At 64.0% G+C, this 21,620-nt stretch carries 23 protein-coding genes; 16 read left to right on the top strand and 7 right to left on the bottom strand.

The window, feature by feature from the left end; genetic code table 11:
- Positions 1 to 42: 42 nt before the first annotated feature.
- Both ACTNFJ_RS10840 and ACTNFJ_RS10835 read right to left on the bottom strand, forming a co-directional pair.
- A complete protein-coding gene (locus ACTNFJ_RS10840) occupies positions 43 to 618 on the bottom strand; it encodes a nitroreductase family protein (protein ID WP_435906287.1) in 576 nt (191 codons plus the stop codon).
- Between the two features lie 130 nt (positions 619 to 748).
- Positions 749 to 1,669 (bottom strand): AEC family transporter, encoded by a 921-nt coding sequence (locus tag ACTNFJ_RS10835; protein WP_435906286.1) that lies wholly within the window; start codon positions 1,667 to 1,669, stop codon positions 749 to 751.
- A 129-nt stretch (positions 1,670 to 1,798) separates the two neighbouring features.
- Here ACTNFJ_RS10835 and ACTNFJ_RS10830 point away from each other — a divergent pair, with 129 nt between their 5' ends.
- Positions 1,799 to 2,401 carry a LysE/ArgO family amino acid transporter gene (locus tag ACTNFJ_RS10830; RefSeq protein WP_435906485.1) on the top strand — a complete coding sequence of 201 codons (603 nt, stop codon included), beginning with the start codon at positions 1,799 to 1,801 and terminating at the stop codon, positions 2,399 to 2,401.
- Between the two features lie 95 nt (positions 2,402 to 2,496).
- On the opposite strand, the gene ACTNFJ_RS10825 is transcribed toward ACTNFJ_RS10830, so the two are convergent.
- Complete coding sequence (locus tag ACTNFJ_RS10825; protein WP_435906285.1) at positions 2,497 to 3,579, bottom strand: threonine aldolase family protein; 1,083 nt, start codon at positions 3,577 to 3,579, stop codon at positions 2,497 to 2,499.
- Positions 3,580 to 3,711: 132 nt separating this feature from the next.
- Between ACTNFJ_RS10825 and ACTNFJ_RS10820 the strand changes: the two genes are divergently transcribed.
- Positions 3,712 to 4,593: an ABC transporter ATP-binding protein gene (locus ACTNFJ_RS10820; RefSeq protein WP_435906284.1), complete on the top strand. Its 882-nt coding sequence runs from the start codon at positions 3,712 to 3,714 to the stop codon at positions 4,591 to 4,593.
- On the top strand, positions 4,590 to 5,522 hold the full coding sequence (locus tag ACTNFJ_RS10815) for an ABC transporter permease (protein ID WP_435906283.1): 933 nt from the start codon (positions 4,590 to 4,592) through the stop codon (positions 5,520 to 5,522). The genes ACTNFJ_RS10820 and ACTNFJ_RS10815 overlap by 4 nt, the downstream gene beginning before the upstream one ends.
- 86 nt (positions 5,523 to 5,608) lie before the next feature.
- Here the strand turns inward: ACTNFJ_RS10815 and ACTNFJ_RS10810 are convergent, their stop codons facing one another.
- Entirely contained in the window at positions 5,609 to 6,127 is a 519-nt protein-coding gene (locus ACTNFJ_RS10810; RefSeq protein ID WP_435906282.1) for a gamma carbonic anhydrase family protein, read from the bottom strand.
- 330 nt (positions 6,128 to 6,457) lie between these two features.
- On the opposite strand from ACTNFJ_RS10810, the gene ACTNFJ_RS10805 reads away from it, so the two are divergent.
- The 5 genes from ACTNFJ_RS10805 (at position 6,458) to ACTNFJ_RS10785 (ending at position 10,928) form a co-directional block, all read left to right on the top strand.
- Positions 6,458 to 6,856, top strand: coding sequence for a GntR family transcriptional regulator (locus ACTNFJ_RS10805; protein ID WP_435906281.1), 399 nt, complete (start codon positions 6,458 to 6,460; stop codon positions 6,854 to 6,856).
- A gap of 77 nt (positions 6,857 to 6,933) precedes the next feature.
- A complete protein-coding gene (locus tag ACTNFJ_RS10800) occupies positions 6,934 to 7,902 on the top strand; it encodes an ATP-binding cassette domain-containing protein (protein ID WP_435906280.1) in 969 nt (322 codons plus the stop codon).
- The gene (locus tag ACTNFJ_RS10795) at positions 7,899 to 8,609 is read left to right on the top strand and encodes a hypothetical protein (protein WP_435906279.1); all 711 of its coding nucleotides are present in this window, start codon (positions 7,899 to 7,901) and stop codon (positions 8,607 to 8,609) included. The genes ACTNFJ_RS10800 and ACTNFJ_RS10795 overlap by 4 nt, the downstream gene beginning before the upstream one ends.
- A 72-nt stretch (positions 8,610 to 8,681) precedes the next feature.
- Positions 8,682 to 10,214 carry a DNA recombination protein RmuC gene (locus ACTNFJ_RS10790; RefSeq protein ID WP_435906278.1) on the top strand — a complete coding sequence of 511 codons (1,533 nt, stop codon included), beginning with the start codon at positions 8,682 to 8,684 and terminating at the stop codon, positions 10,212 to 10,214.
- 120 nt (positions 10,215 to 10,334) lie between these two features.
- Positions 10,335 to 10,928, top strand: a complete 594-nt coding sequence (locus ACTNFJ_RS10785; protein ID WP_435906277.1) for an HhH-GPD-type base excision DNA repair protein — start codon at positions 10,335 to 10,337, stop codon at positions 10,926 to 10,928.
- Between the two features lie 126 nt (positions 10,929 to 11,054).
- Here the strand turns inward: ACTNFJ_RS10785 and hpaD are convergent, their stop codons facing one another.
- A complete protein-coding gene (hpaD, locus tag ACTNFJ_RS10780; protein ID WP_435906276.1) occupies positions 11,055 to 12,050 on the bottom strand; it encodes a 3,4-dihydroxyphenylacetate 2,3-dioxygenase in 996 nt (331 codons plus the stop codon).
- Between the two features lie 128 nt (positions 12,051 to 12,178).
- Here hpaD and ACTNFJ_RS10775 point away from each other — a divergent pair, with 128 nt between their 5' ends.
- The 5 genes from ACTNFJ_RS10775 (at position 12,179) to ACTNFJ_RS10755 (ending at position 16,106) form a co-directional block, all read left to right on the top strand.
- The gene (locus ACTNFJ_RS10775; RefSeq protein ID WP_435906275.1) at positions 12,179 to 13,093 is read left to right on the top strand and encodes a LysR family transcriptional regulator; all 915 of its coding nucleotides are present in this window, start codon (positions 12,179 to 12,181) and stop codon (positions 13,091 to 13,093) included.
- A gap of 103 nt (positions 13,094 to 13,196) precedes the next feature.
- Positions 13,197 to 13,880, top strand: a complete 684-nt coding sequence (locus tag ACTNFJ_RS10770; protein WP_435906274.1) for a GntR family transcriptional regulator — start codon at positions 13,197 to 13,199, stop codon at positions 13,878 to 13,880.
- A 9-nt stretch (positions 13,881 to 13,889) separates the two neighbouring features.
- Positions 13,890 to 14,276 (top strand): RidA family protein, encoded by a 387-nt coding sequence (locus ACTNFJ_RS10765; protein WP_435906273.1) that lies wholly within the window; start codon positions 13,890 to 13,892, stop codon positions 14,274 to 14,276.
- Positions 14,277 to 14,420: 144 nt separating this feature from the next.
- A complete protein-coding gene (locus ACTNFJ_RS10760; protein ID WP_435906272.1) occupies positions 14,421 to 15,554 on the top strand; it encodes an FAD-dependent oxidoreductase in 1,134 nt (377 codons plus the stop codon).
- A gap of 63 nt (positions 15,555 to 15,617) precedes the next feature.
- Entirely contained in the window at positions 15,618 to 16,106 is a 489-nt protein-coding gene (locus ACTNFJ_RS10755) for a MarR family winged helix-turn-helix transcriptional regulator (RefSeq protein WP_435906271.1), read from the top strand.
- A 46-nt stretch (positions 16,107 to 16,152) separates the two neighbouring features.
- Here the strand turns inward: ACTNFJ_RS10755 and ACTNFJ_RS10750 are convergent, their stop codons facing one another.
- Both ACTNFJ_RS10750 and ACTNFJ_RS10745 read right to left on the bottom strand, forming a co-directional pair.
- On the bottom strand, positions 16,153 to 17,463 hold the full coding sequence (locus tag ACTNFJ_RS10750) for a DUF3500 domain-containing protein (RefSeq protein ID WP_435906270.1): 1,311 nt from the start codon (positions 17,461 to 17,463) through the stop codon (positions 16,153 to 16,155).
- A 122-nt stretch (positions 17,464 to 17,585) separates the two neighbouring features.
- Complete coding sequence (locus ACTNFJ_RS10745) at positions 17,586 to 18,635, bottom strand: amidohydrolase family protein (RefSeq protein WP_435906268.1); 1,050 nt, start codon at positions 18,633 to 18,635, stop codon at positions 17,586 to 17,588.
- Positions 18,636 to 18,933: 298 nt separating this feature from the next.
- On the opposite strand from ACTNFJ_RS10745, the gene ACTNFJ_RS10740 reads away from it, so the two are divergent.
- Genes ACTNFJ_RS10740 through ACTNFJ_RS10730 form a run of 3 tightly spaced genes read left to right on the top strand, consistent with a single transcriptional unit; the run spans position 18,934 to position 21,568 of the window.
- Positions 18,934 to 20,208, top strand: a complete 1,275-nt coding sequence (locus ACTNFJ_RS10740) for an FAD-dependent monooxygenase (RefSeq protein WP_435906267.1) — start codon at positions 18,934 to 18,936, stop codon at positions 20,206 to 20,208.
- Positions 20,205 to 20,690: a YybH family protein gene (locus ACTNFJ_RS10735; protein ID WP_435906266.1), complete on the top strand. Its 486-nt coding sequence runs from the start codon at positions 20,205 to 20,207 to the stop codon at positions 20,688 to 20,690. The genes ACTNFJ_RS10740 and ACTNFJ_RS10735 overlap by 4 nt, the downstream gene beginning before the upstream one ends.
- Positions 20,687 to 21,568 carry a fumarylacetoacetate hydrolase family protein gene (locus ACTNFJ_RS10730; RefSeq protein ID WP_435906265.1) on the top strand — a complete coding sequence of 294 codons (882 nt, stop codon included), beginning with the start codon at positions 20,687 to 20,689 and terminating at the stop codon, positions 21,566 to 21,568. The genes ACTNFJ_RS10735 and ACTNFJ_RS10730 overlap by 4 nt, the downstream gene beginning before the upstream one ends.
- The last annotated feature ends 52 nt before the right edge of the window (positions 21,569 to 21,620 follow it).

Here is a 21,620-nt window from a genome sequence, read left to right as displayed (position 1 = left end):
CCAATTGCCCACCCTGCGATGCCACTCACTCCACTCAGCGTGTTACTCGTTCAGCAAAACAATGTCGTCAAGTTCCATGCGAGTGCGGGGAGCAACCTCGCGCTCACGGAGTGCCTCGGTCAGCTGCTCGGGATCGCCAATCGCGCCGATCGCGGTCACCGAGACGGGTACCTGATGCTCAGTCAAGCCAAACTCGCTGCGGAGCGCGTCGGCATTAAAACCACCCATCTGATGCGCGTACAGGCCTTCGGCGCGAGCCTGCAGCGAGTACGTAGCCACCGCCTGCCCGAGGTCATACTCGGCCCAGCGTTGCGCCTTGCCCTCTGCGCTGACGGTCTCGGCGACGTTGACCACAAGCGCGGCGGCACGGCCGGCCCACTGCTGGTTGAAGCCGAGCAGCGCTGCCTCGATCTTCGCGAACGCCTCGCCGCCGCGGCGGGCGATGATGAAGCGCCAGGGCTGCGTGTTGCTCGCACTCGGGGCCCAGCGGGCCGCCTCAAACACCCCGCGCAGCGCGCCCTCGGGCAGTGAATGTTCGGTGGCGAAGGAACGGGGGCTCCAGCGGCTCGCAATCGGGTCAATGCCGGGGGCGCTGGTTTCGGCGTGACGGGCGTTCATGGGGTTCCTTTGCTGGTGGATCAAAGCTGCGTCGGCGCCCGGGAGGCGGTTGAAAGCCACCGGAGGTGCCTTAGATGTGAACGCCTCGGTGTCGGTATGTATTCCGGCTACCTTGATCCGCTGCCACTGTCTAAGCGGCGAGCAGCCACGCAATCACGGCGATCACCGGGAGGGAGGCGAAGGTGGTCAAGAACACGGTATCGCGCACCTGCGTTTCGGCACGTCGATAGGTGGCGGCGTAGTTGTACACGTTCTGTGCAGTCGGAAGCGCCGCGATCGTGGTCGCAACGAAAGTCTCGTGCGCGCTCAGCCCAAACGCCAGGCACAACGCCCAGGTAATTGCGGGCATCACGAGCAGCTTGATGCCGCTTGCCACGAGAATGGCCGGGCGATCCACCCCCGTTTGCAGTACGCGCTGACCGTGCAGCGAAATGCCGAAACTGAGGAGCACCATCGGGATCGAAGCGTCGCCGATCATCGCGATGGGGTTCAGCAAGATCTCGGGCACCGTGAGGCCGAACAACGCCACGAGGAGACCCAGGGCGGAGGCGATGATGATGGGGTTCTGTGCCGCGCGACCGAGCGCGACCGCCGCGCCACGCTGGTTGCCACGGGTCGATTCGAGAATCGCGAGAATCAGCGGCGAGAAGACCACGACCTGCAGCAGGATCAGCGGTGCGACGTAGGCGGCATCGCCGAGGATGTAGATCGCCACTGGAAGACCGAGGTTATTGGAATTCACGTACCCCGAGCTCGTGGCCCCGAGTGTCGTGCCCGCGAGACCCCGGCGAAACCAGAGCCGCGAAGCGAGCACGTAGAGACCCGCAGCGAGCACTGCAGTGAGCCCGGTGACCAGGATGACCGGCGACACGATTACCGCCGGATCGCTGCTCTGCAGCACGGTGAATAGCAGCGCTGGTGTCGCGACATAGAAGGCGACTCGGTTGAGCACCAGGCGCTGTTCGCCCTTCACCACGCCGAAGCGGGAGGCAACATAACCGGCGCCGATGATGCCGAGAATCAGGGCGAACCCCTGCAGTACCCCAAACATCCTGGCTCCTTCTCGACCCTCAGAGCCTACCCGCAGGGGTAGCGCGGGGTGAAAGGTGCGGGGGTGGATCGCTCGGCCGATTGGCGCGGCCCGGCTCTGGGGCTTTACCCTCAATGGGTGCTTACCCCTATGCTGGTCGGTTTTGGAACCGGACTCTCGCTCATCGCGGCAATCGGTGCGCAGAACGCCTTCGTGCTGCAGCAAGGCATCCGGCGGCAATTCGTGCTGCCCGTCGTACTGATTTGCGGCCTTACCGATGCGCTCCTCGAGTTTGCTGGGGTTGCGGGAATTGGATTTGTGATCGAGCGCGCGCCACTGGTCATTGAGATCGTGCGATGGGGCGGTGTGATCTTTCTGCTTTGGTACGCGTGGGGTGCGGTGCGGCGAGCACTCCGCCCGATCGGGCTGGTGGCGGCGGAGGGATCGCAGGTGTCGCTGAAGAAGACGGTGCTCGCGTGCCTTGCCATCACCTGGCTGAACCCGCACGTATACCTCGACACGATGGTGCTCATGGGGTCAATCGGAAATGCGCAGGGCGACCCCGAGCGCTGGTGGTTCGCGCTGGGCGGCGCCATTGCCAGTGTCGCCTGGTTCGCAGTGATCGGCTACGGGGCGCGGGCACTGACCCGATTCTTCGCGTCACCGCGCGCGTGGCAGGTGCTCGACTGGTTGGTCGCGGTCGTGATGATACTCATCGCGGCGAGGCTCATATTCGGTGGAGTGGGTGTGTAGGCGCTCGCCAAACCGTCAGGCTCGAGGTGTGGCTGCACCGTGGCGAGGCTGCAGGTCGTGCCACACCACTCACCGCATCTGGTGTCTCGTCTTGGTCAACTCGCGAACGCCGCGAGGAGTGCGTCAATGTCTTCGGGGGTGGTGTCGAACGAGCACATGAGACGCACGAGCTCGTCGTTGCCAGGCCAGCTGTAGAAATGGAACGACTTGCGCGCACGCTCTTGGGCAACCTCCGGCACGAGGGCAAATACCGCGTTTGACTCGGTGCGCTGCGCGAGTCGCAGACCGGGCACCTCGCCACTCTCTGCAAGCAACTCGATGCCGGAACTCAGTCGCGTGGCCATACGGTTCGCGTGGGTCGCGGAACGAAGCCAGAGGTCTCCGTCATACAGTGCGAGCAACTGCGCCGAGAGGAACCGCATTTTCGAGCCCAGCTGCATGTTAGTTTTGCGCAGATAATGCAAACCCTGCGCTTTTTCCGGGTGGATCACCACGACGGCCTCGGCTCCGAGTAACCCGTTCTTGGTGCCGCCGAGGCTCAGCACGTCGACGCCCGCCTCGGTCGTAATCTCGGCGAGCGAGGCGCCGAGGTGTGCGGCCGCATTGCCGAGGCGAGATCCGTCCATGTGGAGCTCCATGCCGTGCCGGTGGGCATGATCCGCCAGCGCCCGAATCTCAGCCAACGTGTAGCAGGTGCCAAACTCGGTGGTCTGCGTGATCGAAACTGCGAGTGGCTGCGCGCGATGTTCGTTGCCCCACCCCCAGGCCTCGCGATCCACAAGCTCGGGGGTGAGTTTGCCGTCGGGGGTGTCGATGGTGAGAAGTTTGAGGCCGCCGACTTTCTCGGGTGCTCCACCCTCGTCGACGTTGATGTGCGCGCTCGCCGCACAAATGACCGCGCCCCAGCGGGGGAGGGAGGCTTGGAGACCGAGCACATTCGCGCCCGTACCGTTGAACACCGGGAAAATCTGCGTCATGGGGCCAAACGCGGAACGGGCCCACTCGGTGAGGCGCGCGGTCCAGGGGTCGTCTCCGTAGGCGGGGGTGTGGCCCACGTTCGCCGCGACGATTGCCTCGAGCACCTCGGGATGTGCACCGGCGTAGTTGTCTGAGGCAAACCCACGCGGGTGCGCGGCGGGGTCTGAACTGGGCAGGTGCTGCGGGGCGTTGGCGGTCACTTGCCCAGCCTACTCAGCTTGCCCACGTTTCCTCTTGTGCCTACTGCCGCAGGTGAGCGCGGTGGCAGGGAAACCAAACGTTCGCTATTGCGACGCCAACTTCGCTGTCAAACTTGCCATATGCAACGAACCATGACCGACAGCGAGAACCAGCGGGGTGCCGTCATTGAGGTGCGCGACCTTGGCAAGCGCTATGGTGACCGACAAGTGCTCGATAGCGTGGATCTGACGATCGCCCCCGGGGAAATCTATGCGCTGCTCGGCCCAAACGGAGCCGGTAAGAGCACCGCGATCGAAATCCTGGAGGGATTTCGTCGCGCAGATTCGGGCACGGTGCGGGTGCTCGACTCGGATCCGCTGGGCGCGTCGCGTGCATGGCGCTCCCGCATCGGCATTGTTTCCCAGCAGACCGGAGACCTCGGCCCAAGCACGCCGCGCGAGCTGATCGCCCATTTTCGCACCTTTTACCCGAACCCTCGCGGTGTCGATGAGGTGCTCGACATGGTGGGCCTCGCCGAACACGCGGGAAAGCGCGCGAGCAAAATGTCGGGTGGGCAGCAGCGGCGTCTCGATGTCGCACTCGGAATCATCGGGCGCCCCGAGCTGTTGTTTCTCGACGAGCCCACCACTGGGTTTGACCCCGAGGCGAGACGCCAGTTCTGGTCGATGCTCAAGCTGCTCGCGACCGAGGGTACCGCGATCGTGCTCACCACCCACTATCTTGACGAGGCGGCGACGCTGGCGGATCGCGTCGGTGTTTTGAGGGGTGGGCGAATTGTGGCGGAGGCGCCACCTGCGCAACTCGGTGGCGCAGGCGCGCGGGTGCCCGTGGTGAGTTGGCGCGATGTCGACGGCACCCTGCGCGAGGAGCGTACGGAGCGTCCGGCCGAACTGGTTGCCCGGCTGTGGGATCGGATGGGCAGGGAGCCCGCCGAGCTGCAGGTGCGCAGGCCCGAGCTCGAAGAGATCTATCTCGCCCTCATCGGCGATCATGAAGAGGAGGTCGCCGTATGAGTGCGAACGTCACGAACGCCGGCGGCAGCAGTGAAGGTCCGGGCGTAGGCACGGGTTCGGGTGCACGTACCGGCCTTCCTGCCACGGGTGGGGAAATTCGCGCGATCCACCCCCGCGTCGTCGGGGTACTCAGGGGGGCTATCGCCTCGGCACGGCTTGAGGTGCGGGCGTATTTTCGCACCGTCGACACGGTCTTCTTCACGTTCCTATTCCCGGTTCTGCTGCTGGCCATCTTCGGTACAGCATTCTCGGCTCAGGGAGATGTGGGCGTGCGGCCCGACGGTACGGGAGGCATCACGATGGCTCACTACTATCTTCCGGGCATGGTCGCGGCGGCGATCCTGCTCTCTGGGCTGCAGAACCTCGCCGTCGACATCGCGCGTGAGAAAAGCGAGGGGTGGTTGAAGCGCCTCGGTGGCACGCCCATTTCCCCAGTGAGTTATTTCTTGGGGAAGGTGGGGATGCTGGGAGGCACTACGATCCTGCAGGTTGGACTGTTGTTCACCTTCGCAGCGCTGGTGTTGGGGGTGCCACTGCCGACCCAACCCGGGCTTTGGCTGCGGTTTGCCTGGGTGTTCCTGCTCGGGATCGTGACCATGGCGTTGCTCGGGGTTGCACTTTCGGCTCTGCCCCGGTCGTCTCGCAGCGCGACGGCGGTGGTGCTGCCAATCACGCTCATTCTGCAGTTCATCTCGGGTGTATACCTGACGTTTTCAATGCTGCCCGAGTGGCTGCAGAATATCGCTGCGCTGTTCCCCCTGAAGTGGCTCGCGCAAGGTATGCGCAGCGTGTTTCTACCCGAGCATTTCGCCGAGGCGGAACAGGGCGGCACCTGGGATTTGGGGCTTGTCGCACTCAACCTTGGGGTGTGGCTCATTGTGGGGCTCGTGGTGAGTCTCGCGACATTCCGGTGGACCCGGCGGTCGTGACCCCGAGGCGCCGTAGGAGGGGTGCCCGGTCGCGCCGCCCATTGCGGTAGCTCACGTACGGGTGGATCGGGGCGCCGCCCGTTCGCCTACTCGCCGGAGGCGCGATACTGGGCCGCGAGCTCCTGGTAATGGAAGGCGTTTGAACGCACGCGCTCGGCCATCTCGTCGCCCATCGGACCGCGATCCTTCGCGGGGAGCCCGGCGACGAGGTGCCCGGCTTCGACATGCTGCCCCTCGAGCACGAGCGCACCCGCGGCGACGAACGCGCCCGCGCCGATCACCGAGTTGTTGAGAAGCTTGGCGCCCATGCCGATGAGGCAGCCGTCGCCGACGGTCGCGCCGTGAATCAGTGCGAGGTGACCGACTCCCACATTCGCACCGATAATCGCTGAAACGCCATGGTCGGTGTGCACAACGACATTGTCTTGCAGGTTGCTGCCCGCTCCGAGTTCGATGCGGTCCATGTCACCGCGCAGCACAGCGCCGAACCACACGCTTGCTCCGGGCCCGACGCGCACGTCGCCAATGAGCGTCGCATTCGGGGCGAGCCACGCGGTGGGGTCGACCTGCGGATGGATGCCGTTGAAAGGGATCAGGAGAGCCATGATCTCACTCTAATCTGGCTTCGGCCAGTGCGTGGGTTTCATGGGTTTCTCGGGTTGCGCGGGTTTCTCGCTCCGGGAGCTGGCTGGCTGGCACCCAATCTCGGAGATCCGCACGGAATCGGACGCTTTTCGCGGATTCGATCCGAGCGGGTGCTGGTCACCGAAGTTATGGTGTGGCCCGACGTGGCTGGGCGTGAGCTTGGCAGCGGGGGCGGGGGATTGCAGCGAGCTGGTTGACAGGCTGCGTTTCCGTAGCTAGGTTCATTAGTGCAGTAATGAACCAAGTAAGCTGCCGTGTTCAGGTGTCCAATCGACAGGAAGGTAGGTGGCATGTTCGACGACGCAAAGCCCATCTTTCTGCAAGTCGCTGACCGCATCGCCGACGACATTCTCCGCGGCACCTATGTCGAGGGCGCACAGGTACCCTCGACCAACGAACTTGCCGCATATCTCCGTATTAATCCGGCTACGGCCGGCAAGGGACTGAATCTGCTGGTCACCCAGCAGATCCTTACGAAGCGGCGCGGTATCGGCATGTTCGTCGCTGAAGGCGCACGGGCTCGCGTTGCCGCCGAACGTCAGCGAGGCTTCGTCAACGAGTTCATCGACCCGCTCGCCGCGGAGGCGCGGGCGCTCGGTCTCAGCCGGGTTGAGGTGATCCGCCTTCTAGATATCGCCCTGGCGGAGCCCGAGAACGATGAGGCGCTTTCCAGAGATCACCCCGGGTAGTCGTGGTGATCCACCATCATTGCGTGATCTGTTGATCGCGCGTTGCTCACACATGCCTAAAGCCAGAAGGGAACACTATGTCCATCGCCATTGAAACCCGCGGACTCACGCGGATGCATGGGGACGTCAGGGCGCTCGACGACGTGACCGTGCAGATCCACGCAAACACCATTACAGGTCTACTGGGAAGAAACGGTGCGGGCAAAACCACGTTCATGTCACTCGCCACGGCGCAGGATCAGCCGACCTCTGGTGAGATCCGCGTGTTCGGTGAGGAGCCGTTCGAACGTGCCCGGGTGCTCGGGCAGCTCTGCTTCATCCGCGACAATCAGCGCTATCCGGATGACTATCGGTTGAAGCACGCTGTGCAGGCTGCGGGCATCTTCTACCCCAGCTGGAATCAGGAACTTGCCGACGAACTCGTCTCTCTTTTCCGCATTCCCGAGAAGACCGTGATTAAGAAGTTCTCTCGAGGACAGTTCTCCGCTTTGGGCATCGTGCTCGGTCTGGCCTCGCGCGCGCCGATCACGTTCTTCGATGAACCATACCTCGGGCTCGACGCGACGGCACGTACCTACTTTTATGACGCGCTGCTTCGGGACTACAGTGCCCACCCCCGAACGTTTGTCGTCTCGACACACCTCATTGATGAGATGGATCGCCTGCTCGAGCGGGTGGTGATTCTCGAGCGGGGGCGCGTCGTGCAAGATGCCGAGGTCGATGATTTGCGAGGATTGGCATTTGAGGCGGGCGGTCGTGCAGGGGCGGTGGCCGAGTTTGCGACCGGGCGCAAAGTGCTGAGTCGTCATGGTGCCGGGATGTTCGCGAGCGCTGTGATTGAGGGAACAGTGTCATCGGAGGATCGTGCTTCCGCTGCCGCCGCGGGGCTTGAACTTACGCCAGTCTCGCTGCAAAAACTGGTGACAGCGTACGGGTTGGGTGACACAGGAAGCGGGACCACCGGGGTGGCGGAAGCGGATCCTCTAATGCGCGAAGACGGGGTAGTCAAAGCGGGGCACGGTCACACCGAAGGAGTAGAAAAATGACGCGCGCCTGGAAGGTCGCCCGGTTGCATCTGAACAAGCCGTTTGCCATGTTCGGGATTCCGACGTTCATTGTGCTGCTGGTGTTGGTGATCACGGCGCTCATTTCGTTCGCATTGCAGCGTGCCGGGCTTGACCCATCGCGCCCGGAGTATGCGGCGGGGGCGCGGATGAACGGCGTTATGGTCTTCTCGCTGCCGGGCTTCCTCATCTATTTCGGAGTGCAGGCGATCGCGACCACCTTCCCGTTTTCGCTGGCGCTCGGTGCCACACGTCGCGCGCACGTGTTCGGCACCGCGATCGCGAACCTGGTGCTTGCAGGCTACGTCGCCTGTCTCATGTTGGTATTGCTGTGGATCGAACTCGCCACAGATCACTGGTTCTTTGGGGTGTACGCGCTCGACACCGTTGCGCTCGGTTCAGGTAACGGGTGGATTCTGTGGCCGGCGGTCCTGCTCGGCACCTGGCTGGCCCTGACAATCGGTGGCCTGTTCGGTGGGGTCTGGGTACGTTTCGGTTCGCGCGGTCCAGTCATCCTCGGTCTCGTGCTGGCGTTGGCAGTGGCCGTGACGATTCTTGTATTCGTGCCGCAGTTCGCCGAGATCATCGCCGCGGTGACGCGGCCGCGACTCGCGCTGGTCGCTGTCGGCGCTGGCATAGTCGCGCTTCTGGGCACGTGGCTGAGCATGCGCCGGGCTTCAGTCCGGTAGCTCACCTGGCCTGAATGTGGGAAGCAGTCAGTAGGGTCGAAGCATCGGGGTTCCTTATTGATTCGGGGAAATATGGATGTGGTTGTGATCGTGCTGCTGGTGCTGAACCTGCTGGCGGTGCTGGGCGTGCTCGTTGCGGTGCTCATGCGGCGCGGTCGGTCTGGCGTCGGGGTCGGCGATGTCGATGCGCTCGCTCGGGTGCTCCGGGAAGAACAGCAGTCCGTCGCTACCACTCTTCGACAGGAACAGCAGGCGGGTATCGCTTTGGTGCGGCAAGATCTTCAGGCCCAGCGAGTGGAACTCGGGCAGGCGATGCGAGCGGCGAGCGAGGCGCAGTCAGCAGAACTGGCGCGCGAGCGCGAGGCGCGCACAGCGGCGAGCACGCAGCTGCGTGAAGAACTCGGTGCGCAGGGCGCCGAACTGCGGAAATCGGTGGAGGGGAGACTCGAGGCGATCCGCACCGATACCGAGGCGAAGCTCGAGAAGGTGCGCCAGACGGTCGACGAAAAGCTGCAGGGCACATTGAAGACCGCGCTCGACGAGAACGCCAAGCGAATTCAGGGGCTCACCGATGCGAACGTGGCGAAGCAGGACGAGCTGCGGCAGACACTGAGTGTCGAACTTGAGAAGCTGCGCCTGGGCAACGAGGCGAAGCTAGAGAAAATGCGCGAAACCGTCGACGAGAAGCTTCAAGGCACCCTTGAGAAGCGCCTGGGTGAGTCGTTCTCCCTCGTCAGCGAGCGGCTCGAGCAAGTCCAGAAGGGCCTCGGCGAGATGCAGACCCTCGCCACCGATGTAGGTGGCCTCAAGCGGGTGCTCACGAACGTGAAGTCACGCGGCGGCTGGGGCGAGGTGCAGCTCGCCCGGCAACTGCAGGACGTGCTGACATCAGACCAATACGCCGAGAATGTGGCTGTGCTGCCTGACTCGAACGAGCGCGTCGAATTCGCGGTGAAGCTGCCGGGGGCGGGTGACGGAGACACCCCGGTGTGGCTGCCGATCGACTCGAAGTTTCCGCAGGAGGATTACGAGCGACTGCTCACGGCTCAGGAATCGGGTGACCTCGCCGCGATCGACATCGCCGGACGAGACATCGAACGCGCGGTCCTTGCGCAGGCGAAGTTGATTTCCAGCAAGTATGTGGATCCGCCGCACACCACCGACTTCGGCGTGATGTACTTCCCCACCGAGGGGCTCTTTGCCGAGGTCATGCGTCGCCCGGGCTTCGTCTCCAAGCTGCAGAACGAGCATCGCATTGCCGTGGTCGGGCCGACGACCCTGATGTCGCTGCTGAATAGCTTGCAGATGGGTTTCCGTACCCTTGCGATCGAGAAGCGTTCGAGTGAGGTGTGGAAGGTGCTGAGTGCCGCCAAGAGCGAGTTCGAAAAGTATGGCGACGTGTGGGACAAGGTGGGGAAGCAGCTGAAAACAGTGCAGAACACGGTCGAACAAGCCGGAACCCGCACACGCGCGTTGCAGCGGAAGCTCAATGGTGTCGAGTCGCTCGAACCTGGCGAGAACGCGGCGGCGATTCTCGGCGAGGCGCTGCCCGCGATCGAGCCGCTTGAACTCACTGACGTTGACATCGAACCTACTGAGGCGTAGCTCGTCTGAGCGTTTCTCTTCCTCATCTATGCCGTAGGGAGGGCGGCCAGCGAATCCACTCGGCAGCCCAACCCCGGACTGCGTCTAGCCGAGCTCGAATGCGGCTGACAGACTGAAGGCATGGCACTGCACCTCACCAACGATAAATCCGCCGATGCGCTTTTGAGTCGTGACCCGTTCGCCCTTTTGATCGGGATGCTGCTCGATCAACAGGTTGCAATGGAACTCGCGTTCGCGGGTCCGCTGAAGATCAAGGAGCGGCTCGGCACACTCGATGTGGAATCGATCGCCAGCGTGGATCCCGAGGAGTTCGTCGCGGTGTTCAAGCAGACCCCCGCGGTCCATCGCTTCCCGGGCTCGATGGCCGGTCGAGTGCAGGAGTTGGCTCAGGCGTTGCTTGACGAGTGGGACGGCGACGCCGCGGCTATCTGGACGCGCGATGATCCCGACGGCCCGACGGTGCTGAAGCGACTGAAGAAGCTACCCGGCTTCGGTGAGCAGAAGGCGAAGATTTTTCTCGCGCTCCTCGGCAAGCAGGTGGACTTCGCCGGGGAGGGGTGGCGGGAGGCCTCAGATCCCTACGGTGAAGAGGGCAGCTTTCGGAGCGTGGCCGATATCGTCTCGCCAGAGTCGCTCCTGAAGGTGCGCGAGCACAAGCGAGCTGCGAAGGCCGCCGCGAAATCTGCGACGAAGGTTTCCGCCTCGACCAAATAGTGCGTACCACCCCACGCACCCACCTCGCCCCACACCCTCCCTCAAGGGGACGCGAATGGCGCTCTGGGTGCAATCTCAGCGCCATTCGTGTCCCCTTGCGCGCGGGGAACGACGGGTGATGCGACCCTAGTGCAGGCCGAGGTACGCCTCCAGGGTCTCGGGGGTCGCCTTAAGGAGCGGCTCGTTCACTCCCTCACCGGGAAACTCGCTCGCCTCGAAGAACCAGCGGTTCGACGCGGGCATGCCCCATAACTGCGCGCGGCGCGGGTTCGTCACATCCCAGCGGATCGGCGGCGTCTCGAGATCGATGAACTGGTAGTGGGTGTTGAAGAGCTCGACGCGGTGCTGATCGGGATCGCGCAGATACAGGAACAACGCGTTCGAGATGCCGTGGCGCCCCGGCCCGCGGTCGATCTCGTCGCCCTTGCCGAGCGCCCCCGCGACATCCGCCGCGTGCAGCAGCGACTGACCGTCTGGCACGGCGAAGGCGAAGTGGTGCAGGCGCGGCCCGCGCCCGTTGGTGAATACGAGGTCGTGAGTGTTGCCCTTGACCTCCATCCAGGTGCCCCACAACTCGTCGTCGTCGCCTGCAGCCGTGTATTCCGATATACGCATGCCAAGCCCGGTCCAGAACTCGGTGGCCGTCTTCACGTCGTAGGTCACGACCTGATAATGGTCGAGGCGCTGCGGCGCGCCCGCGACGAACTCGTTGAAGTTCTGCATCTTGCGCTCGACGACATCCATCTCCGAGGTGAACTCCATGAGCGTGCCCACGGGGTCGCGGAACTGCAGCGTCGGCCCCTGGTGGTCGCGCTCGACCCGCTGATACTCGATGTTCGCCGCCTTGAAATGCTTCTCGGCGGCGACGATGTCGTCTGCCGAGCGCACGCGCAGACCCACGCGGTGCGCCTTCGCGACCTCCGAGCGCTCGAGCACGAGCGAGTGGTGCGCGGCCTCTTCGAGCCCCCGCAGATAGATAACGTCATCGGTTTCCTCGGTCACGACGAGGCCGACGACATCGCGGTAGAAGTCGCGGCTCGCCTCGAGGTCGGTGACACCGAGCGAGACGTGGCTCGCGCGCGTGATCTGGAACTCGGGGTGGTGGTTGGTTTCGGGAAGCATCGGTGACTCCAAACTTTCAGGGGCAGGTTCATTCAGCATCCGACATCGCCCGCGCGAACAGAACCCGCGAACTGGCTGGTGGTGACATAGTTTCTTTCTATAGTGGATCTCTCTCTATGCTGTTGACTATGGAATTACGAACGCTGCGCTATTTTGCGGCGGTGGTGGAAGCGGGTTCGTTGACCGCAGCCGCAGCGCAGCTGCGGCTGTCTCAGCCTTCGCTGAGCGTCGCCATTGGAAAGCTCGAGACGGAGCTTGGTGTGCGGCTTCTCGAGCGATCCCCCCGCGGAGTCGAGCCCACCAGCGCGGGTCGCACTCTGCTCGACGCGGCCTCGCGCCTCATCGGGGACGCTGATGACGTGGTCGAAGGCCTGCGCCGCCAAGGTGCAGGCCTTGCTGGAAGGATCACTATCGCTGCCGTGCCCGCGCTGATGTGGCGACGCATGCCGGAGTTGCTGCGCGCGCATGCGCGAGAGGCTCCAGAGGTAGAGATCACGCTCGTCGATCCACCACCCTGGGTTGCAATCGACATGCTGCAGCAGCGCCGGGTGGATCTCGCGGCCATTCTCGTTGCGGAACCCGAGCGATTCGCTCAGCGCCATCACGGAGAGTTTGCGATCGTCGATTGGGGTGACGTGCCACTTGTGGCGGTGTTGCCCCCGGCGGAGAAGGGGGCGGCAGAGGTGCCCGACCCACTGTCAATCGCAGTATTCTCCGGTGCGCGCATGGTGCTGCCCCGCCGCACGGCTGCGGTGCCGAGTCTGCCAGAGGCGGTTGAGGCAGCGCTGCGGGGGCATCGAGTTATTCCGGCAGAGATGCGCACGTTGGAGACGATCCAAAACTGTATTCCGCTCATTGAGGCGGGCCTCGCGAGCGCGATCCTCCCAGATCCCGAGCGGTGCAGCCTGGCCAGGTTCAACGTCACGGTGCGCCGCCTTGATCCCGAGCCGACGCCGCTGCGGGCCCTGGTCCTCGCCCGCACAGGGGCAGTGGGAGATGCCCTGATCGCACGATTCCTCGCGGGTTTTCGACGACCGATCTGAGATCGCGTGTGATAATCGATAGGATAGGTACAGCGTTCACGATGATGCGCGGACGGAGTCGTCGGCCCGCCGTGAACCCCCGCAGGAGCGGAGAGGAACAACAGTGGCGGAGCTAGTGAAGTCGAAGTCGGAGCAGGCTTACGATATTCTGCAGCGGCGGATCATGGATGGCACCTATGGGCCCGGCTTTCGCCTGGTGATCGACCAACTGGGCCGCGAGCACGGCATCAGTTCGGTGCCCTGGCGCGAGTCGCTGCGGCGACTCGAAGCCGAGGGTTGGGTCGATATCGTGCCGAATGTCGGTGCGCTCGTGAAGACGTTCGACACTGACGCCTGGAAGCGTACGATCAGATTGCTCGCGCGCCTCGAGGGGCTCGCCACCGCGCTGTCGGCGGAGCGGCTCACGGTGGACGATCTTGCGCGGGCGCGTGAACTCAACGCGGCGATGCGCGAGTCGCTGGAGGCGTACGACACCGCCCGGTTCGGGTCGCTGAATCGTCAGTTTCATGAGTTGCTCTGCTCGCGTTGCGACGACGAACGACTGATGGGCATGGTGCACCAGGAATGGTTGCGTATGGACATTATTCGGCGTTCAGCGTTTTGGTACGCCCCCGGGCGGGCGGTTGCGTCGATCGCAGAACACGAGACGATGATCGAGATGATTGAGGCAGGGAATGACCCCGACCTGATCGAGACAGAGGCGCGTGCCCATGAGGTGCGCACGCTGAAGGCCGTACTTGAACATGAAGCCGCCCAGACCACGCGGAACGCTGCGGATCGAACGTAGGGCAACGCGATGGCACGGCGACAGAGTTACTATCTCGAAGGCTACGCGCATCACAACCCGGTACCGGTGGCGAGTCGAATCGACTCGCACCTCTACTCCGGGGTCATTACCGGGCGCGATGCTGCGACCACGGAGATGCCCGAGGGTATGGATGCGCAGTGCGCGAATCTCTTCGGGCACGTCCGAGAGCTCATGGAGCTCGCGGGCGCACACACGGACGACATCGTGAAAATGACGTTCTACCTGCGCAATTATCGCGACCGGGAGGCGCTCAACCGCGAGTGGGTGGCGATGTTTCCAGACCCGATGAATCGCCCGGCGCGGCAGGTGATGGCGGCCGAGCTCGACGGGCTCACGCTGCTCCAGGCCGACCTGGTGGCGATCCTGCAAAATTAAATTTGTCTCTATATATATGTTGAGATATGGTTATCGAGTGCGCAATGCGCATGCGTGATCTCCCTGGTGGATCGGGCGGCTGAGCCGCCCCAGTCTCTCGGGTGCGCGCTCGACTCCCTACCCACAACGACGTTGGAGACACAGATGTCGAACCAGAAAATCCTCATTATCGGCGGCGGAATCGGCGGGTTCGCAACCGCGACCGCGCTCAAGCAGCAGGGTTTCGATGTCACCCTGATCGAGCGCCACAACGATATGCACTCGTCGATCTACGGCGTCGGCATCATTCAGCCGATCAACGCGCTGCGCGCGCTTGACGCGATCGGGTGCGCCCAGCCCTGCATCGATGCCGGCTTCCCCGCGAACGCCTGGGGCGCGATGTATGACGTCGACGGAAACTTCCTCCGCGACATTCACGGCACGCCGATCGAGAGCACCGACCTGCCCCCGATGAACGGTGTGACCCGCCCGATCCTGCACCAGATCCTCACAGACAAGGCGATCGAGGTCGGCGTCGAGGTTCGGTACAACACCACTTTTGATGACCTCGTCGAGAACGATGACAGTGTCACCGTGCACTTCGCTGACGGCTCTACCGAAGATTTCGACCTGGTGGTCGGCGCCGACGGCGTGCGCTCCTCGGTGCGCCGCTATGTGCTCGATGCCGTGCTCTCGCCCGAGTACATCGGTCAGTCGGCCTACCGCGTCAACATCCCGCTGCTGCCCGAGATCGACCGCATTCTGCTGCAAGAGGGCCCCGAGGGCATGGCCGGCTTCGTGGCGATCGGCAAGGATCTCGCCTACTTCTTCTACAACGCGGAGATGGAGCGCAACCAGCGCCCCAAGGACAACGAGTTGCGCTCCTCGCTGCTCAAGCACCTCGAGCCCTTCGGTGGACTCACCGGGCGCATTCGCGACGAGTTCATTCCCGAGGACGCCGACATCGTGCTGCGCCCCGAGGAAGCGATGATCGCTCCAGCTCCGTGGCACAAGGGTCGCATCGTGCTGATGGGCGATTCGGTGCACGCGGTTCCCCCGCACCTCGGCCAGGGTGCCGCGCAAGCGATCGAAGACGGAGTCGTGCTCGCGGAAACGCTCAAGAAGCACGACGACTACACCGCTGCGTTCGAGGAGTACACCGAGCGCCGCTACGAGCGCTGCAAGCTGATCGTTGAGACCTGCGTCAACATCGGCAAGTGGGAGCGCGGCTTGCTGCCCGATTTCGACAACGTGGCGGCGACCGCCCACGTGCTGAAGGTCATGGCGCAGCCGCTCTGATCGGCGCCCCCGCTCTAGGATGGTCGGAGCAGCAACGGGTGATGCGGGTGAGGAGGTCCGACGATGTCAGACACGTCGGCGAACTCCACCCGCATCACCCGTTCTCCCGTTTCCGGGGGTGCTCCGGCGCACGACGTCCCCACGATGCTGCGCGAACTCGCCTGGGTGATCCACCGCTCGGCTCCCGAGCGCGCCGGCGGGCCGATCCCCACCACGGAAGTCGCCCTGCTGAAGCAGGTGCTCGATGCTCCGGGTTCCACGGTGGGCGAGCTCGCCGCGGCGCTGGGGCTGCGCCAGCCCAATGCGAGTGCGGCCCTGCGAGCGCTCGAACAGCGCGGCATGATCCGCCGGGTGAAGAACGACGACGATCGCCGGGTGACGCAGATCATGCCGACCGACTGGGGGGCGACCGAACACCACGCGATCTCGGATGCGTGGAAGGAGCCGCTGCTCGAAGCGCTCGGCGCGCTCGACCCCGATGATCGCGAGACGCTCGCCGCCGCGGCGCCCGCGCTGCAGAAGCTCTACGATCAGTTGAAGACGCGTCTCTAGCGCGGCGCGCCGCCCCGTCGGTGGCGCGGCGCGGCGACTGGCAGATTCAGGCGTCGTCGCGGGAGCCTGAGAGCCGGCGCCACTCGGCCAGGTAGGCCTTACCGTAATCATTGCCGTTGGGCATGCGCAGCGTGGTGTGCACATGGAAGCGCGCGGGCAGCCGATTGTTCAGCCACACCCCGGCGTGGTGGTCGTTCTCGGCGATGATGACCGGGCTGTGGATGCGGAAGTAGAACGGCTGCGAGCCGTCGGTGGCGCCGTACCACGAGAAGTGGGTCTCGCCCAGGTGCGCGTCGAAGTCGGCGAGGGTGCGTTCGCGCTGCGGCGCGGTGAGCAGCAGCAGGAAGTCTTCGGCGAGCTGTCGCAGCAGCGCGCGCTGCGGTTCGGTGAGATCCGACGCGCAGATGCCCTCGGTGGGCACGACGCGGTTGTCGCGGAAGGCACCCGCGACGTGCCGTTCGTCGGCCGGGTGGAGCCGGCCCTCGGGCATCGCGGGATCCAGCACCGAATTGAAGACGATCGCCTGTGCGCGCTGAGCCTCGGTCAGTGAACCAGCGAGCTCGATCGCGAGCTGCTCGCGGGCGTCGAAGAGCGGCGGGCGCTCGCCGTCGGAGAGGGCAGGCTCGGCGCCGATGAACACGGGTGCGATCACGTGACGCCCGCCCACGATGATGAAGTTGAGGGCGACGTGGTGCCCGAAGAGCTGCCAGCCCCAGGGCTCATCCGCCGAGGGGGTGCCGAACAGCGAGAACCAGTAGCTGCGGTTGTTCATGATGCGCGGCAGTTGCACGAGTTCGCCGAGATAGCCGTTGAGATCCATCGCCTCGCTCACGCGGGCGAAGCCCTCGGGGCTGAGCGAGGCCTGCACGATGCCCATCGCGGCGTCGATGACTGCGGGGCTCTGATCCTCGAGCCGCAACCCGGTGCGGAAGAAGACGAACTCGGGATTCGACCATCCTCGCCACTCGGGGGCGTCGATCGGGTAGCTCACTCGCGCGCGCTGCTCGTCGCTCAGTTGCGCGAGGAACTGCTGCGCCGCGGCCACCAACACCGGGTCATTCGGGGTGGGGTGATCGAGCCGGTACAGCCCCTCGACCGGGGTGCCGTCGGTGGTGATGCCCACGAATGGCTCGTGGTAGAGGCTCTTCCAGTGCTCGAGCAGTTCGCGCAGGAACGGTGCCTGGTACCGATCCGCGGTGAATTCCTCGTAACTCATTCCTCGCACGTCGGCGAGCAGGGGATCGGCCAGATCGATCAGGTGCTCTGTGTAGCTCTTCGAGGAGAGCTCGACGGCCTCCTCTCGCCCGGCAACTCGGTCGGTAGAGAAGAAATCGTCGATGTCGTTCTGTTGCGTCATGGCTACTCCGTGGTGAATCAGGGTCGGGCGTTTGTGGATCGCGCCGCACTCCGCGGTGCCGTACCGGAACCGGTCGGCAGGATCGGGGCGGCACGCGTGCCGCCCCGGCCCCACCATCGAAATCAGATGGGCAGGTTGAAGAGGCGCTTCGCGTTGCCGTACATGATGAGTTCGCGATCCTCGTCGGAGATCTCGAGTTCGTTGTTGACGAACTCGACTCCCTGGCCCATCCAGCTGTAGAAGACGGGGAAGGAGGAGCCGAAGAGGTAGTGGTCGGCGCCGTTGATCTTGAGCGCCGCCTCGACCTGGTGCTTGCCCCACGAGTGTGGATGGGTCATGTCGAAGAAGATGTTGTTCTCGAGGTATTGCTTGATCTTCTCGCCGCCGGTCGGATCGAGGCGGTTCATGGCCTCCGCCTTCTTCGGGGCGTGCGGGGTCATCAGCTCGGTGTTGGCGAACCAGTTGCCGCCGAACATGGTGTGGATGAACCGCAGGCCCGGCATTTTGTCGAACATGCCGCTGAACAGCTCACGGCCGACGGCGGTGGCCTGGTCGGTGATGCGACCGTACTCGCGGCGCAGGTTCGTGTAGTCGAGCACTGACTTGTACTCGACAGGGAGTGGCGTGTGGTGCACCACGACGGGGATATCGAGCTTCTCGATGACCTTCAGGTACGGCTCGAAGACCTCGTCGTCGAGGTAGAGCTGCCCGTAGTGGCAGGCGAGCTGCACGCCGACCGCGCCGAGCTCACCCACGCAGCGCTCGAGCTCGTAGATGTTCTCTTTACCGCCCCACGGTGGTACGCATGCGGTGGCGAAGAGGCGTCCGCCCGAGCGGCTCACGATGTCGGCAGCGTTATCGTTCACTGCCTTGCAGGTGTCGAGTCCGAGCCATTCCTGCCACACGGGGACGCGCATGATGCCGTAGTCGACGCCGGCCTCGTCCATTGCGGCGAGCTTCGCTTCAACCGAGTAGTCGCCCTCCACGTAGTTCAGGTTCTGGTATCCCTTGGGCTTTTCGAGGATGAGCTGCTTCTTGCCGCTCTCCATAGTGATGACGCTGGCGATCTCGCCGAAGCCCCGGGGGGCGCTGTCGAGGAAGCCGTTCAGGATCTTCTCGTTCGTGAAGAGGTCTTCGGGGAGGTGGTGGATGTTGATGTCGACGACGGTCATGGGATGCTCCTTTAGCTGCGTCGTTGCGAGTCGAAATGGAGTCCGATCCCTCACGCGGGCATGAGAGCGACTACTGCCACTCCTAATCGTGTACGATTTCCTACGCGAAAGCAAGTCCGGGTGATCTTTGGGGGCGGTGGGTTGGAAAGGTGCCGGTCGCGCGAACTCTCTCATTGTACTTGAAATCGTGTACGATTCTACGTACGATCAGTTTGACTCGTTCAATGGGGAATGTGCGAATGGCTGACCTGCGCACGCGCGAGCCGCCGGTATTTCAGCAGAAGAGAGAAGGAATCTCATGCACGACATCGCAATTATCGGCGCGGGCCCTGGCGGCCTCATCACCGCGCTGCGCCTGCATCAACAGGGCATCAAGACGAAGATCTACGAGACGGTTCCCGAGCTGAAGCCGCTGGGTGTCGGCGTCGACATCAAGGTCTACGGCACGAAGGAACTCGAGGAGATCGGGTTGCTTGAGGAATTCCGGGCGATATCGGTCGATGCCGTCGACTCGATCTTTTTCAACCACTTCGGGCAAGAGATCTACGCCGAAAAGTGTGGTGTGCACATGGGCTACCTGCACGAACAGCGCTTCGTGCACCGCGGCGAACTGCAGATGATGCTGTACCGCACGGTGCTGGAACGCCTCGGCGAAGATGCCGTCGTGCTGGGCGCGGGCCTCGTCTCCTACGAGCAGGATGCGGATGGCGTCACGCTGAACCTGGAGCACCGCGACGGTCGCACCGAGCAGGTGCGTCACAGTGCGATGATCGGCATTGACGGCATCAAGTCCGTGGTGCGGAAGCAGATGCATCCTGATCTCGCGAAGCCCCACTACTCGGGCATCACGATGTACCGCGGAACGACGCTGCGCGAGCCGATCTTCGACGGGCACACGATTCTGCACGTCGGAGACCCGCGCATCTCGACCATGATCATCTACCCGATTGCCGATAACTTCGAGGGCAGCGGCAAGCAGCTCATCAACTGGGTCGTCGAGGTCGAAGCTGAAGAGACTATCGAGGACTGGAATCAGATCGGCACCGTCGACGACGTCATTCCGCTCTACGAGACCGTGGACATCGATGGATTCGACATTCAAGAGCTCATGCGTGATGCGCGCGAGGTCTACTTGTTCCCGCTGATTCGTCACGATCCGCTCGACACTTGGGTCGACGGTCGTGTGGTGCTGCTCGGCGATGCCGCGCACGCGATGTACCCCCGAGGGGGCAACGGCGTCTGCCAGGCGTTTCTCGACGCACGCGTCGTGGCCGAGGAGCTCGCCGCGCACGAGGACCCGCACGAGGCATTCGTCGCCTACGACGAGGCACGTCGGGTGCCCGTGAACCGCATCGTGATGAATATGCGCGGCGAAGGCTACGAGGTGATCCGCCGCATGGTTGCCGAGCGTACCGACGGTACGCCGCTCGAGTCTCGCGAGGCGATCGAAGAGGTCTTGCCGCTCGCAGAGGCCGACGAGATCTTCAGCAACTACCACCGCATGGTGGGGCAGCCGCTGCGCGCAGGTCACGATACCTTCTCGAGCGGCTTCCGCACGTGGGACGCGGCATGAGCGAGGTGACGAAGGCCACCGGCGCCCTGCGCGAGGAGATCCTTGCGGCGGAGTCCGCTCGGCAAGTCGCCCTCATCGCGAAAGACATCGACGCGCTCGACGCGCTGTTTGACGAGAGCCTCGTGCACGTGCACGCCCCCGGCGAGGTGCACACCAAGCCGCTGCTGCTCGAACACGTGGCGACGCGCGGGGTGTACCTCGAGATCACGCGTGGCGATCTGCTGGTGCGCACGATCGGCGAGGTCGCCATCGTCACCGGCTCGATCACCAACCGTATGAAGGCCCCAGGTGGCGGCGAACGCACGCTCTCGGGTGAGGTGACGCAGGTGCTGCGTCAGACTTCCACTGGCGACTGGAAGTTCATCAGCTTCCACATGACCCCCTATGGCGACAAGGTGTGGGGCAAGCTCCCGTCTCAGGGCGACGTGGGCGCGGCCGGCTTGGCAGGATCCACCAGCGAAACGAAAGAGAGCAACGCATGAAACTCGCACGATTTCGCGTAGGCCATGGCCAGGTGCGCCTCGGACGCGTCGAGATTGCAGACCCGCAGACTCTTAATGGTGTGGTGGTGGATCTCTCAGCCGTTCCCGGGCTCGACGCCTCGATGAAGCGCGTCATCGCCGACTTCGCCGAACTGCGCGATGTGATTGCGGCGACCGACGGAGAGCGGTTTCCGCTTGCCGAGGTGACGCTCGAGGCACCCATCGACGACCCGCAGAAGTACCTCGCGATCGGCATGAACTACAAGGAGCATGCCGACGAGGCGCGCGCTGCTGGGATTCCGACGCCGACGAACCAGCTGTGGTTCAACAAGCAGGTGTCGTGCATCAATGCGCCCTACGGCGACATCGAAAAGCCCGCAGTCTCCGACGCGCTCGACTACGAGATCGAGCTTGCCGTAGTGATCGGTGCGCGGTGCCGCAACGTGTCGCGCGAAGACGCGTACTCGGTGATCGCCGGGTACATGGTTGCCAACGACGTGTCGGTGCGTGACTGGCTGCAGAAGCGGTCGCCCACCTTCACACTGGGCAAGTCGTTTGACACTCACGGGCCGATCGGGCCGTGGCTGACGACGGCCGACGAGGTGGCGGATCCGCAAGACCTGCGCATGACCCTCGCCGTGAATGGCGAGGTGCGGCAGGACTGGCGCACCGACGACATGATCTACGACATCACGGCGCAGATCGCTGAGCTGACCACGGTGATGACCCTCGAACCGGGCGACATCATTGCGACCGGAACCCCGGCCGGCATCGGGGCGCCCACGGGCAACTTCCTGAAGGTCGGCGACGTCGTGCGCGGTGAGATCGAGGGCCTCGGCGTGATCGAGAACCGGGTGGTCGCGGCGCCCGACGCCTGATCCACCTCTCCTGGTGCCTGATCCACGCCCGAAGCTCGCCGAGAGGTCAAAT

It is taken from the genome of Leucobacter shiyiweii (genome assembly GCF_052446065.1).
GTDB lineage: Bacteria > Actinomycetota > Actinomycetes > Actinomycetales > Microbacteriaceae > Leucobacter.
The sequence above is the reverse complement of the archived record's forward strand: the minus strand, read 5'-3'. Positions and strand labels throughout refer to the sequence as shown.